This is a genomic window from Phyllobacterium sp. OV277 (genome assembly GCF_900104355.1).
Classification (GTDB): domain Bacteria; phylum Pseudomonadota; class Alphaproteobacteria; order Rhizobiales; family Rhizobiaceae; genus Phyllobacterium.
Window position 1 is genome coordinate 265,322 of the sequence record NZ_FNIY01000002.1, and the last position, 12,670, is coordinate 277,991.

Sequence of the window (12,670 nt, forward strand, 5' to 3'; positions counted from 1 at the left end):
GTTGAACAGATGGTATCAAGACGTCTCAGCCGCGAAGCTGGTCACCGCCGCAAGTTTCTGGCGGTTATTGACGAAACGCCTGAATGCGAGCGGGCAGTCGCCTATGCCTCGCGCCGCGCCAAGACCACGAATGGCGTGCTGGTTCTGCTTTTTGTCATTGATTCCGCTGACTTCCAGCAGTTTCTCGGTGTTGAGCAGATTATGCGAGCAGAAGCCGAAGAGCGGGCGCACTCGACGCTGAACAAGTTTGCCGCATCCGTGCGGGAAACCATCAACATTGAGTCCGAGCTTGTTGTGCGTGAGGGAATCACTTCCGAACAGATCCAGAAGCTCATCGAGGAAGATCAGGATATCGCCATTCTGGTTCTGGCTGCTGGTTCCGGCAAGGACGGTCCCGGCCCGCTGGTTCAGGCTCTGGCCGGACGCGAATCCTTTTCTATTCCGGTGACTGTCGTGCCTTATAATCTCTCAAACGAGGATATTGACGCAATCACATGATTGCATCTTGAAACCGTGATACAATCCGCCTTGAAGAGACTGGCTGAAAGGCCTATATGCTTTTGAACTGTTCTAAACTAGACACGCGAGACATCCGCCATGTTCATCCAGACTGAAGCCACGCCCAATCCGGCGACGTTGAAATTCCTGCCTGGCAAGGTTGTGCTTGAGGAAGGCACGGCTGACTTCCGCGATGCGGCGACCGCTTCCGAAGCATCGCTGCTGGCTGCCAAGATTTTTGCTGTTCCCGGCGTTACCGGTGTGTTCTTCGGCTATGATTTTGTAACTGTCACCAAGGCTGAGGGCCCCGAATGGCAGCATTTGAAGCCGGCCATTCTCGGCGCGATCATGGAACACTTCATGTCCGGCGCCCCTGTCATGGCCAGTGCGACATCCGTTGCGGCCACGGCCCAGCTGGAAGGCGAAGGCGAGTTTTTCAACACGGCGGATACCGAGATCGTCGACACGATCAAGGAATTGCTGGAGACCCGCGTGCGCCCGGCTGTTGCGCAGGATGGCGGCGATATCACGTTTCGGGGCTTTGAGAACGGCACCGTTTACCTGCACATGAAGGGCGCCTGCTCCGGCTGCCCATCCTCAACGGCAACGTTGAAGCATGGTATCCAGAACCTCTTGAAGCATTTTGTGCCTGAGGTTCAGCAGGTCGAAGCCATCTGATTGCTTCTACATGATCATGACAAAGGCCGCTTGATGCGGCCTTTTTGTTGTCTCACGCTAGCCAGGGATTGATGATATCCAATCCGCAATCCGCAAAATCCTTTATATTCCGCGTCGCAAGCTTTGCGCCTCTGGATTGCGCAATCGCCGCAATCTGCGCATCAAACTGGTTGATGGTTTTGCCAGCCCTGCGTCGCTCCAAAAAGATTTCGGGATAGGTTTCAGCAGCAGAACCGTCAAAAGGCAGAATACGACCGGCAAAATCTTCGTTGAACATAGACTGGGCGGTGTCCAACAATGCCGCTTTGCGCTTTCCATCTGAAAGCAGCGACAGGCCGTATAAAATTTCCGCTTGCGTGATCGTGGTTATAAACAGCGATGCAACGGGCTGCTCGCCAAGCCATTGCGCAACCCGTGCATCCGGCTCCAGCTTCATCATTTCCGAGATGATATTTGTATCGAGGATAATCATTCGTTGAAATCAACAGGATTACGGGCGGCTTCGCGTGGGGCAATCGGCAGATCGACACCACCCCATGCCTTGAAGCGCCCGTGAATTGCGTCAGCCAGATTGACGGGCGCAAATGGCTCGCGTGAAAGCGCCGCGCGCAGGATATCGCGCGCCTCATCCTCCATCGACTTCCCATGCTGCGCCGCCTGAATACGCAGCCGTGTTTTCAACTGGTCATCAAGATTGCGAATTGTCATGCTGGCCATTATGATCTCCATCAATCATTGAATACATATTAATCAATGATTGCATTGCATTCAATGATTAATCACTAGCCGTGATAGTGCTGAAACGCAAACAGCCCCGCATGGCAGGGCTGTTCAAACGTTTAAATCGGCTGAATCAGTTGACCGCGCCGGGACCGGGAATAGCTCCGGGCGGGCATTTGCCCAGAATGATCATCCCGAGCACTTCATCCTCGGTGACATCCCCCACCTTGGCGGTGCCGACCACCTGACCGTTTTTCATCACAGCCACGCGATCAGCCAGATGAAACACGTCGTGAATGTCATGGCTGATCAGGAAAATGCCGATGCCTTCGCTCTTCAACTGCTTGATCAGTTCACCCACTTGCGCGGTTTCCTGTGGTCCTAGCGCAGCCGTCGGCTCGTCCATGATCAGGATACGGGCATTGAAGAGGATTGCCCGCGCGATGGCCACCGACTGGCGCTGACCACCTGACAGGGCTTTCACCGGGTCCTTGAAACGCTGGAAACGCGGATTGAGGCGGCCCATCACTTCTCGGGCACTGTGTTCCATGGCCACATCGTCAAGTGTGCCCCAAGGCGTCATCAATTCGCGCCCAAGATAAAGATTGGCGGCTGTATCGACATTGTCGGCCAGAGCCAGCGTCTGATAGATCGTCTCAATACCATAGGCCTTGGCATCACGCGGATTGCCAATGGATGCTTCTTCGCCATTGACCTTGATTGTGCCGCTGTCGCGCTTGTAGGCACCGGACAGAATCTTGATCAGTGTGGATTTCCCGGCACCGTTGTGGCCGAGAAGAGCCACGACTTCGCCGGGAAAAAGATTGACGGAAGCACCATCGACCGCGCGGATACCACCGAACGCTATCGAGATATTGTCCATGTCGATGAGAGGTGTCTGTGTATTGGTCATGATTTCTCCTCCATCAAGCCGTGCGGCGGCGATAGATCGTGTCGAGCCAGACAGCGACCACCAGAACAAGACCGACGACAATATTCTGCAAGGGCGTATCAAGCCCGAGCAACACCATGCCTGAACTCAGTGACTGCATGAGCAGCGCACCGATCATGGCACCGGCAATCGTGCCGACACCACCGGCGAGTGACGTTCCGCCAATGACAGCGGCGGCAATGGTGAGAAGCTCGTCCAGTGTGCCCTGTGCGTTGGTTGCCGCATTGAGGCGGGCTGTGGAAATCGCGCCTGCGATGGCGCAGAGGATACCCATGATGATGAAAATCTTCATAGTAACCCAGCGCGTGTTGATGCCCGCAAGGTCAGCGGCTTCCGGATTGCCGCCCATGGCGAAGACATAGCGGCCAAAGCGGGTGCGCGTCGTCACGAAAGTCATGATGATGCCCGTTGCCACTGCAATCAGAACCGGAATGGCAATGCCATGCGAGATAAACAGGCCACCATCGGGAATGGTAATGTTGTTGGCTTCCGCATATTTGCGCACGATGCCAATGGGCCAGTAATAGGCATTGGCAATGGCGATCGCCCCGAGCACCAAAGCGCAGCTGATGGCTGTCATGAACACTTCGGCCCAGACAGGACGCCGTGGAAAGTTGAACCGTTTGCGCTGACGGCGGCTGTTGACCACCATGATGATGATGGCGACACAGGCAACAATGCCAACGATCCAGCTCCACATGGAACCGATCGAACCTTCAGGGCCACCGCCCATCAGGCGGAAGGTGGAATCCATCGGCGCAACCGTCCGGCCAGAAGTGACCCACCACGCAGCGCCGCGCCAGACGAGGAGACCACCAAGGGTGACGATAAAGGCGGGAACGCCGAGAAATGCGATGATAAAACCCTGAAAACCGCCGATGACAGCGCCGGTGACAATGCCGATGCCAAGCGCGATGATCCATGTGGCGGGGTGCTCGAAGCCGATAAGCTTTGGCAGCATTTCCGTCTGCATCACACCCATGATCATGCCGACAAAGCCCAGCAGCGAACCCACCGACAGATCGATGTTACGCGTGACGATGATCAACACCATACCCGTTGCCATGACGGCCACGGATGAAGTCTGCACGGACAGATTCCACAGATTGCGCGGCGTGAGAAACTGTCCGCCGGAGAGAACCTGAAATGCAATCCAGATAACGACCAGCGCGCCGATCATACCGAGAAGACGGGTATCAAGCTCGGTCGCTTTGAAGAAACGGGCGACAAGGCCAAGTTCGGAGGCGCGGGCCCGGTCAATACTGACTGCCGGATCACTCATTTTTCTCTCCCCATTCTAAGGTTCTTTTTAAAACGCCGCCGATCCTGTGGATCAGCGGCGCTCAATTTTAACAGATTATCTCAGGTTTACTTGCAGGCCGCGACAGCGCCAGCCTTGACGCCCTGGCAGACAACGTCCTTCTTCACCCAACCGGCGTCGATGATGACGTTGAGGTTGTCCTTGGTGACCGGAACCGGTGTCAGGAACACGGCATTGACTTCCACCTTGTTCGCACCGCCAGCAAACTTCTGGACTTTCGGGATTTCAGTCATCTTCTTGCCATCAGCAAGCGCCGCAGCAATACCGGCAGCTTCCTTGCCAAGTTCACGCGAGTCTTTCCAGATCGTAACGGTCTGGGTGCCAAGCGCGATGCGGTTCAGCGCAGCAAAATCAGCATCCTGTCCGGAGACGGGAACCGTACCGGCAAGACCCTGCGCCTGCAAAGCAGCGATAGCACCGCCAGCAGTGCCGTCATTGGCCGCAACGACAGCGTCGATCTTGTTGTCGTTTTTGGTCAGGAACTGTTCCATGTTCTTCTGCGCATTGGCTGGCAGCCAGCCATCGGTATAGGCTTCGCCGACATTCTTGATCTTGCCTGATGCAATGGCGTCCTTGAGGACTTCCTGTGCGCCCGAGAAGAGGAAATCGGCGTTCGGATCAGCGGAACTACCCTTGATGAAGGCATAGTTGCCTTCCGGCTTCACGGCGAGAACGCCGCGTGCCTGCATACGGCCTACTTCCTTGTTGTCGAAGGTGATGTAGAACGCATCCTTGTTTTCGATCAGGCGATCGTAGCCAACGACCGGAATGCCTTCAGCAACGGCCTTTTCAACGGCTGGTCCAATCGCGCTCGAATCCTGAGCCAGAATGATCAGCGCATTGGCGCCCTGTGAGATCAGGCTTTCAACATCGGTCAGCTGCTTGGAAGCGGAAGACTGCGCATCGGCCGAAATATACTTGTCACCATTGGCTTCCAGCGCCTTCTTGATGGCAGCTTCGTCAGTCTTCCAGCGCTCTTCCTGAAAATTTGACCAGGACACGCCAATGATTTTGTCCTTTGCCAGCGCAGGGCCAGCCAAAGAGACAGCAAGAGCAACGCCCGCCAAAGCGGTTGCGTATTTTTTCATGATAATCCTCCCAGTGCACATGGCACGTTAATCCCGTCAGATATCCAGCCTTTCACCTCCGGCCAGATATCCAAACCTCTTTATTTCGAGGCTCGAAAAAAATAGTGACTTAATTTGATTTCCATGTCAACATAGAATCTGATCTGCTAAGTTATTGCATTGCAACAATATTTTTGCATCGCATCAAAAAAAGATTTCGGGAGGAGATCCTTTGTTGATTGATGAGATAGCCAGACCCGATGATGTTCGGCGCCAGAATCGCAGGCTCGTGCTGGCCGCATTGCGTGGCCATGACCTTTTGTCACGCACGGATATTGTTGCCCAAACGGGCCTCAGCGCGTCCACGGTTTCGGCCATCACAACAGCGCTGATCGCCGAGGGAATCATCAATGAAAGCCGTGACGGCGATGTCACTGCCAACCGTCGTGGCCGACCACAGGTCGCGCTGACACTCAATCCTGAGATTGCCACCATCGCGACCGTTGAATTGGCGCTTAATCTCGCCCACGCGGTGCTGTTCGACTACAAGGGACAGGTGATCGGCGAAGAAATCCGGCGCATTCCGACACTGGATGCAACCACTGGCGATCTGACACGGGCAATCTGCGAAATGCTTGACGGGCTGCTATCGGCCATGCCTGACAGTGCAGGCAAGCTCATGCATATTTCGATGGGTGTGCAGGGTGTGACCGATGCAGCCAGCGCGACTATGCTGTGGTCACCAATTACACCGGACAATAATGTGGCTTTCGGCGAAGTCCTTTCAGCGCGATACGGTGTCAGCGTTTCAGTTGCCAATGATTGCAGCATGATTGCCGAAGCGCTGCGTTGGACCGATCCGGAACATTATACGGAAGATTTCGCCGCCATCCTGCTTTCGCACGGTATCGGCATGGGCCTTTACCTCAAAGGCAAGCCCTTTCTTGGCGTGCAGTCTTCAGGGGCTGAATTTGGTCACATGCTGCATGTGCCCAACGGTGCACTTTGCCGCTGCGGCCGGCATGGCTGTATCGAAGCTTATGCCAGTGATTACGCCATCTTGCGCCGGACAGCTGGCGAAGATGAACGATCTCAGCCCGCGCAGGACGTGGATTCTGTCACGTTTGACGACGTGGCAAATCGCGCCCGCGCCCGTGATGGGGTGGAGCGCGAGGCGTTTCGCAAGGCCGGAGAGGCTATCGGCTCCGGCTTGCGCAGCCTCTTCTCATTGATTGATCCCATCCCCATCGCGCTCGTTGGACCGGGTGCGGGTGTTTTCGATCTCATTGAAGCCGATCTTCGCGAGATGGTATCCGGCACAACCGGCTGGGGTGGCAAGCCTGACCTGACCATCCGCTGCTATCCTGACGAGCATCCTCTCATCCTGCAGGGGTGCATGATGACATCTTTGCTGCATCTTGATACCCAGCTTTTCGCTCCCGGCGACCTGCGTGAAACGCCGCTTCGACGCGTGATCTAGTTTTCATATTTCAAAGGATTTTCCATGTATCTCGGTCTCGATTTAGGCACATCCGGCGTCAAGGCGCTGTTGATTGACGACAAACAATTGGTCATCGGCTCCGGCACGGGAACGCTGGAGGTTTCACGGCCGCATTCCGGCTGGTCGGAACAGGACCCCGCCCATTGGATACGCGCGACGGAAGAGGCGATTGCAGCGCTCAAGGCCAGCCATCCCAAGGAACTTGCAGCGGTCAGAGGGATCGGCCTGTCCGGGCAGATGCATGGCGCAACGCTCCTCGACGGCGATGACAAGGTGCTGCGGCCCTGCATGTTGTGGAACGATACCCGCAGTCACAAGGAAGCAGCGGAACTTGACGGCAATCCCATCTTCCGCGCGCTGAGCGGCAATATTGTTTTTCCCGGCTTCACCGCACCGAAAGTGGTGTGGGTCAAGAACAACGAGCCGGAGATTTTTGCCAAAACCCGGCGGATATTGTTGCCGAAGGATTATTTGCGGCTTTGGCTGACGGGCGAGCATGTCTCTGAAATGTCCGATGCAGCGGGCACGTCGTGGCTCGATGTCGGCAAACGTGCATGGTCGGAAGAATTGCTCGCCGCATCCGGGCTGGATAAAAGCCATATGCCGTCTCTCGTCGAGGGAACAGAGGTTTCCGGCACGCTAAAAGCCGATCTCGCATCCCGCTGGGGTATGAGCAATCAGGTGGTTGTTGCCGGTGGTGCCGGTGACAATGCAGCCTCTGCCTGCGGTATGGGAACGGTTGCCGAAGGTCATGCCTTTGTCTCACTTGGCACTTCAGGCGTGCTTTTTGCTGCCAACAACGCCTATCTGCCCAATCCTGAAAGCGCGGTTCACACCTTCTGCCATGCCCTTCCCGGCACATGGCATCAGATGGGTGTGATCCTGTCGGCGACCGACGCGCTCAACTGGTACGCGGGCATTACAGCGCGCAAGCCGGCTGAATTGACAGATGAGCTGGGCGATAAACTGCGTGCCCCATCAGGCGTTACCTTCCTGCCCTATCTCTCCGGTGAGCGCACGCCCCTTAACGACTCGGCCATTCGCGGCTCGTTTCAGGGGCTTGAACACTCCAGCGACCGTGCAAGCCTGACACAGGCCGTTCTCGAAGGTGTTGCCTTTGCCTTCCGTGATTGCCTGCAGGCACTTGCCAGTGCCGGCACCAAGCTTGATCGCGTCACCGCCGTTGGCGGTGGATCACGTTCCGCCTATTGGCTGAAGACCATTGCAACAGCACTCGACATTCCAGTCGACGTTCCCGCTGACGGCGATTTCGGCGCGGCGTTCGGCGCGGCAAGGCTTGGCCTGATCGCTGCGGAAAGGGCCGATCCGCGCAGCATTTGCGCTCAGCCCGCAACAGAAAAAACCATCGAGCCCGACAAGACGCTCACATCCGAGTTCGACGCCGCCTATCGGCGCTATCACAGCCTCTATCCAGCATTAAAGGGAGTTCAATCATGAGCAGCGGATTTTTTGGTGATATCAAACCAGTCAAATATGAAGGGCCGGACAGCACCAATCCGCTTGCCTATCGCTTTTACAACCCGGATGAATTGATCAATGGCAAGCGTATGGAAGATCACCTGCGCTTTGCCGTCGCCTATTGGCATTCCTTCACATGGCCGGGCGGCGATCCCTTCGGCGGTCAGACCTTTGAACGCCCATGGTTCAATGACACAATGGCAGGGGCAAAACTGAAGGCCGACGTGGCTTTTGAAATGTTCTCGCTGCTTGGTGCGCCCTATTTCTGCTTCCACGATGCCGACGTGCGCCCGGAAGGCGACACGCTCGCCGAGAGCAACAAACGTCTCTACGAGATTGCCGACTATTTTGCCGGCAAGATGGAAGCAACAGGCACGAAGCTCCTCTGGGGCACGGCTAACCTTTTCTCCAACCGCCGCTATATGTCCGGTGCCGCGACCAATCCTGATCCTGATGTGTTTGCCTATGCGGCAGCCACCGTCAAAACCTGTATCGACGTGACGCAGAAGCTTAAGGGCGAGAACTACGTGCTGTGGGGTGGCCGTGAGGGCTACGAGACTCTGCTCAACACCGATATGAAGCGTGAACTGGACCAGATGGGCCGTTTCTTAAGCCTCGTTGTCGACTACAAGCATAAGATCGGTTTCAAGGGTGCCATCCTGATCGAGCCGAAGCCGCAGGAGCCGACAAAGCATCAGTATGACTATGATGCGGCAACAGTTTATGGCTTCCTCAAGCGCTTCGGTCTTGAGAATGAAGTAAAGGTCAATCTTGAACAGGGTCACGCCATTCTGGCGGGTCACTCGTTCGAACACGAGCTGGCAACTGCTGCGGCACTTGGAATTTTTGGTTCCATCGACATGAATCGCAATGACTACCAGTCCGGCTGGGATACGGACCAGTTCCCTAACAATGTACCCGAAGTGGCGCTGGCCTATTACGAAATCCTGAAAGCCGGTGGCTTCACGACGGGCGGCACCAATTTCGACTCGAAACTGCGCCGTCAGTCGCTCGACCCGCAGGATCTGATCATTGCGCATATTGGAGGCATGGATACCTGCGCCCGCGGCTTGAAAGCAGCAGCCAAGATGGTCGAAGACAAGGCCCTGACTGGCTTTGTCGAGGAACGTTATGCCGGTTGGTCAAAGCCAGATGCACAGGCGATGCTGTCAGGCAAACTATCGCTTGATGATATCGCTGCCCATGTCGAAGAAAAGAAAATCCAGCCGCAACCGCGTTCCGGTCGGCAGGAATATCTGGAGAATGTCGTCAATCGGTATGTTTGATGGCTTGGGGGTGTTTTCACCCCCCTCTGCCCTGTCGGGCATCTCCCCCACAAGGGGGGAGATCAGCTGTATTACTGCCTTAGCACAATCTGAAACTGTTCCTGTTGTGCAAAGGCGTTCATGTCAAAGTGATCTCCCCCCTTGTGGGGGAGATGTCCGACAGGACAGAGGGGGGTGAAAGCCCCAACCAATACAAACCTAAACGTGCTGACCACCATTGATATGGATTTCCGAACCCGTCACATAGGACGACGCCTCGGAGCACAGAAAATAGATCGTCTCAGCCACTTCAGCGGTTTTGCCAAGGCGGCGCAGCGGCAGTTGTTCTACTAATTTGTCCGTACCCGGTGACAGGATCGCCGTATCAATCTCTCCGGGTGCTATCGCGTTGACACGAATGCCATGCGGGCCAAAATCCGATGCCATTTCGCGTGTGAGCGAGGCGAGCGCGGCTTTCGATGTTGCATAGGCGGTACCGGCGAAGGGATGGACGCGGCTTCCGGCAATGGAGGTGACATTGACAACCGATCCCTGCCCCGCTTCCAACTCCTTGAAGAGACCACGCGCCAGCATGATGGGGGCGAAGAAGTTCACCTGAAACACCGTCGACCATGTGTGCATCGGTGTTTCGATGGAATCGAGGCGGTTTCCACCGGAGTTCTTGGGTGAAATACCGGCATTGTTGATCAGCGCGTGCAGTTTGCCACCTTCAACCTCAAGCCTTTTGCGAATTTCCAGAACGGCGTGATCCACATCGGCAGGGTCGGCGAGATCGACCTTGATATGATCATCAGGGCCTGCGGGCCAGGGACAATCATCGGAAAAATCCTGACGCGAGCAGGTGATGACACGCCATCCGGCGCGGGAAAACCGTTTGACTGTTGCGTGGCCGATGCCACGGCTTGCGCCAGTCAGGACAAGGACCTTGCGTGCTTCATCGCTACTCATGGGAAAACTCCGTTTGCATGAGCCATAGAGCAAGCGTCTGATAAAGGGAACTGCTGCCGTTTTCATTTTGGCGTGTGTGATCAGGTTCTGCGAAATTCACGGATATTCCATCGCTGCGGTTGATCCACCGGAGCGAAGCAAATATCGTGGCCGAAATTTGAGGGGGAAGCATGAACGGATATATCCTCGCGATCGATCAGGGCACCACATCGAGCCGCGCCATCATCTTTGACAAGAACCGCAAGGTGGTTGGAAAAAGTCAGCAGGAATTTACCCAGATTTATCCCCAGTCCGGCTGGGTCGAGCATGATCCGGAAGAAATCTGGCAGTCTGTGCTCAGCACCTGCGAGGTGGCCATAGAGAATGCCAAGATTCAGGCTGGCGATGTTGCCGCCATCGGCATTACCAACCAGCGGGAAACCGTCATCGTCTGGGACAAGGCAACGGGAAAACCCATCCACAATGCGATTGTCTGGCAGGACCGGCGCACCGCGTCCCTCTGCCAGAAACTGAAGAAGCAGGGGCTGGAAAAGAAGTTTACCAAAAAGACCGGCCTGCTGCTCGATCCCTATTTTTCCGGCACCAAGCTTGCGTGGATTCTCGACAAGGTGCCCGGCGCGCGCAAACGCGCGGCAAATGGTGAGCTGCTGTTCGGCACGGTTGATAGCTTCCTGATCTGGCGTCTTACCGGCGGCAAGGTTCATGCCACTGACGCCACCAACGCCTCACGCACTCTGCTGTTCAATATTGCGACCAATGAATGGGACGATGAGTTGCTGGAAATCCTGCGCATTCCGCGCGCAATGCTACCCGATGTCAAGGATTGCGCGGCCAATTACGGTTCCGCCGAAGCATCGCTGCTGGGTGCCGATATTCCTATTCTCGGTGTGGCCGGTGACCAGCACGCGGCAACCATCGGTCAGGCATGTTTTGAGCCCGGCATGTTCAAATCCACCTATGGCACCGGCTGCTTTGCCATCCTCAACACCGGCAGCGACATGGTGCTCTCAAAGAACCGGCTATTGACGACGATTGCCTATCGGCTGAACGGCAAGACAACCTATGCGCTTGAGGGGTCGATTTTCATTGCCGGAGCGGCGGTGCAGTGGCTGCGTGATGGATTGAAAATCATTGGTTCGGCACCTGAAACCGGAAAGCTCGCCGATCAGGCCGATCCTAGCCAGAATGTCTATCTCGTGCCTGCCTTCGTCGGCCTTGGCGCGCCGCATTGGGATGCCGAAGCACGCGGGGCGATCTATGGCCTTACGCGCAATTCCGGCCCGGCGGAATTTGCCCGCGCGGCGTTGGAATCCGTTGCCTACCAGACCCGCGACCTGCTCGATGCCATGCGCAAGGACTGGAAATCATCGGATACGAAAACAGTGCTGCGTGTCGATGGCGGCATGGTCGCGTCGGACTGGACCATGCAGCGTCTTGCCGACATTCTCGACGCGCCTGTTGATCGCCCGACGATCCTCGAAACCACCGCGCTTGGCGCCGCATGGCTTGCCGGATCAAAGGCCGGGATATGGCCGAACCGGCGCGAGTTCGCGAAAACATGGGAACGCGATATGCGCTTTACCCCCGAGATGGATGAGAAGACCCGCAAGGCAAAAATCGCCGGCTGGAAAATCGCCGTCAAACGGACCCTGACGCACTAGGCTGCAAGAGGTGCGGCCATCTCTTCTTTTCGTTGGTAGGCAAGCCTGCGCCAGTTTCTGGATGCATAGGCATGGGCTTGCCGCAGGGATACCCAGAGGCCCAGTTGCTTAAGTGGACGCAGTGCTCCGGCGGCACCGAATCGCGTTGTCCGTTCAACGCGGGTCCTGCCACCGGGTAGAGGCGTCAGAGTGAATGTATCTTCGAGATATCCAACCCAGTCTCGACACCAGACCGTGCTTTCCTGCATTTTGTACTGCAACTGCCTGTTTTCATCGAGAATGAGAATGCGCTGATTAATCGTACCGCGATCCGTCGTGCACTGCCGGGTATTGCCAACCGCCGCCCTGTCTTCCAGCACGCGGCAACTCATGGGCTTCGGAACACCAAACCGGAACAGGAATGGCCGCGTATTGTCCATCTTGGCATGAAGAAAATGCGGCCAGATATGCTGCGGCTCGCAATCAAATACCCATTCGGACCGGATTATCATCTCTGTTCTCCATCAAACAATTCATTTAGTTAATTACCTTATTGATTTATTGTTGTCCGTCAACAGTT

Annotated in this window: 13 protein-coding genes; 6 read left to right on the top strand and 7 right to left on the bottom strand. The window is 56.0% G+C overall.

Annotation, left to right across the window (positions count from 1 at the left end; translation table 11 throughout):
• The first annotated feature begins 9 nt into the window (after positions 1 to 9).
• Positions 10 to 498 (top strand): universal stress protein, encoded by a 489-nt coding sequence (locus tag BLU05_RS07215; protein WP_091878892.1) that lies wholly within the window; start codon positions 10 to 12, stop codon positions 496 to 498.
• Positions 499 to 597: 99 nt separating this feature from the next.
• A complete protein-coding gene (locus tag BLU05_RS07220) occupies positions 598 to 1,176 on the top strand; it encodes a NifU family protein (RefSeq protein WP_091878894.1) in 579 nt (192 codons plus the stop codon).
• A gap of 52 nt (positions 1,177 to 1,228) precedes the next feature.
• Here the strand turns inward: BLU05_RS07220 and BLU05_RS07225 are convergent, their stop codons facing one another.
• From BLU05_RS07225 to xylF, 5 genes are all read right to left on the bottom strand, one after another.
• The gene (locus tag BLU05_RS07225; RefSeq protein WP_091878895.1) at positions 1,229 to 1,648 is read right to left on the bottom strand and encodes a type II toxin-antitoxin system VapC family toxin; all 420 of its coding nucleotides are present in this window, start codon (positions 1,646 to 1,648) and stop codon (positions 1,229 to 1,231) included.
• Positions 1,645 to 1,893, bottom strand: a complete 249-nt coding sequence (locus tag BLU05_RS07230; RefSeq protein WP_091878897.1) for a FitA-like ribbon-helix-helix domain-containing protein — start codon at positions 1,891 to 1,893, stop codon at positions 1,645 to 1,647. Before BLU05_RS07230 ends, BLU05_RS07225 begins: the two co-directional genes overlap by 4 nt.
• Positions 1,894 to 2,029: 136 nt before the next feature.
• Complete coding sequence (locus tag BLU05_RS07235) at positions 2,030 to 2,809, bottom strand: ATP-binding cassette domain-containing protein (RefSeq protein WP_091878898.1); 780 nt, start codon at positions 2,807 to 2,809, stop codon at positions 2,030 to 2,032.
• A 13-nt stretch (positions 2,810 to 2,822) separates the two neighbouring features.
• Positions 2,823 to 4,130: a sugar ABC transporter permease gene (locus tag BLU05_RS07240; RefSeq protein ID WP_091878900.1), complete on the bottom strand. Its 1,308-nt coding sequence runs from the start codon at positions 4,128 to 4,130 to the stop codon at positions 2,823 to 2,825.
• 86 nt (positions 4,131 to 4,216) lie between these two features.
• Positions 4,217 to 5,257 (bottom strand): D-xylose ABC transporter substrate-binding protein, encoded by a 1,041-nt coding sequence (xylF, locus tag BLU05_RS07245; RefSeq protein ID WP_091878901.1) that lies wholly within the window; start codon positions 5,255 to 5,257, stop codon positions 4,217 to 4,219.
• A gap of 214 nt (positions 5,258 to 5,471) precedes the next feature.
• Here xylF and BLU05_RS07250 point away from each other — a divergent pair, with 214 nt between their 5' ends.
• Genes BLU05_RS07250 through xylA form a run of 3 tightly spaced genes read left to right on the top strand, consistent with a single transcriptional unit; the run spans position 5,472 to position 9,502 of the window.
• The gene (locus BLU05_RS07250; RefSeq protein WP_091880138.1) at positions 5,472 to 6,716 is read left to right on the top strand and encodes an ROK family transcriptional regulator; all 1,245 of its coding nucleotides are present in this window, start codon (positions 5,472 to 5,474) and stop codon (positions 6,714 to 6,716) included.
• 24 nt (positions 6,717 to 6,740) lie between these two features.
• Complete coding sequence (xylB, locus tag BLU05_RS07255) at positions 6,741 to 8,195, top strand: xylulokinase (RefSeq protein WP_091878903.1); 1,455 nt, start codon at positions 6,741 to 6,743, stop codon at positions 8,193 to 8,195.
• The gene (gene xylA / locus BLU05_RS07260) at positions 8,192 to 9,502 is read left to right on the top strand and encodes a xylose isomerase (RefSeq protein WP_091878904.1); all 1,311 of its coding nucleotides are present in this window, start codon (positions 8,192 to 8,194) and stop codon (positions 9,500 to 9,502) included. Before xylB ends, xylA begins: the two co-directional genes overlap by 4 nt.
• 198 nt (positions 9,503 to 9,700) lie before the next feature.
• Here xylA and BLU05_RS07265 read toward each other — a convergent pair whose 3' ends face one another.
• On the bottom strand, positions 9,701 to 10,450 hold the full coding sequence (locus BLU05_RS07265) for an SDR family NAD(P)-dependent oxidoreductase (protein ID WP_091878906.1): 750 nt from the start codon (positions 10,448 to 10,450) through the stop codon (positions 9,701 to 9,703).
• Between the two features lie 170 nt (positions 10,451 to 10,620).
• Between BLU05_RS07265 and glpK the strand changes: the two genes are divergently transcribed.
• Positions 10,621 to 12,111: a glycerol kinase GlpK gene (gene glpK / locus BLU05_RS07275; RefSeq protein WP_091878909.1), complete on the top strand. Its 1,491-nt coding sequence runs from the start codon at positions 10,621 to 10,623 to the stop codon at positions 12,109 to 12,111.
• On the opposite strand, the gene BLU05_RS07280 is transcribed toward glpK, so the two are convergent.
• Positions 12,108 to 12,602, bottom strand: coding sequence for an SRPBCC family protein (locus BLU05_RS07280; protein WP_091878910.1), 495 nt, complete (start codon positions 12,600 to 12,602; stop codon positions 12,108 to 12,110). The genes glpK and BLU05_RS07280 overlap by 4 nt on opposite strands.
• Positions 12,603 to 12,670 lie beyond the last annotated feature (68 nt).

Coding starts and splice junctions, on each gene's coding strand:
- BLU05_RS07220 (WP_091878894.1), top strand. CDS start 598: ATGTTCATCCAGACTGAAGCCACGCCCAATCCGGCGACGTTGAAATTC.
- xylF (WP_091878901.1), bottom strand. CDS start 5,257: ATGAAAAAATACGCAACCGCTTTGGCGGGCGTTGCTCTTGCTGTCTCT.
- BLU05_RS07280 (WP_091878910.1), bottom strand. CDS start 12,602: ATGATAATCCGGTCCGAATGGGTATTTGATTGCGAGCCGCAGCATATC.
- BLU05_RS07215 (WP_091878892.1), top strand. CDS start 10: ATGGTATCAAGACGTCTCAGCCGCGAAGCTGGTCACCGCCGCAAGTTT.
- BLU05_RS07265 (WP_091878906.1), bottom strand. CDS start 10,450: ATGAGTAGCGATGAAGCACGCAAGGTCCTTGTCCTGACTGGCGCAAGC.
- BLU05_RS07240 (WP_091878900.1), bottom strand. CDS start 4,130: ATGAGTGATCCGGCAGTCAGTATTGACCGGGCCCGCGCCTCCGAACTT.
- BLU05_RS07230 (WP_091878897.1), bottom strand. CDS start 1,893: ATGGCCAGCATGACAATTCGCAATCTTGATGACCAGTTGAAAACACGG.
- BLU05_RS07225 (WP_091878895.1), bottom strand. CDS start 1,648: ATGATTATCCTCGATACAAATATCATCTCGGAAATGATGAAGCTGGAG.
- xylB (WP_091878903.1), top strand. CDS start 6,741: ATGTATCTCGGTCTCGATTTAGGCACATCCGGCGTCAAGGCGCTGTTG.
- xylA (WP_091878904.1), top strand. CDS start 8,192: ATGAGCAGCGGATTTTTTGGTGATATCAAACCAGTCAAATATGAAGGG.
- glpK (WP_091878909.1), top strand. CDS start 10,621: ATGAACGGATATATCCTCGCGATCGATCAGGGCACCACATCGAGCCGC.
- BLU05_RS07235 (WP_091878898.1), bottom strand. CDS start 2,809: ATGACCAATACACAGACACCTCTCATCGACATGGACAATATCTCGATA.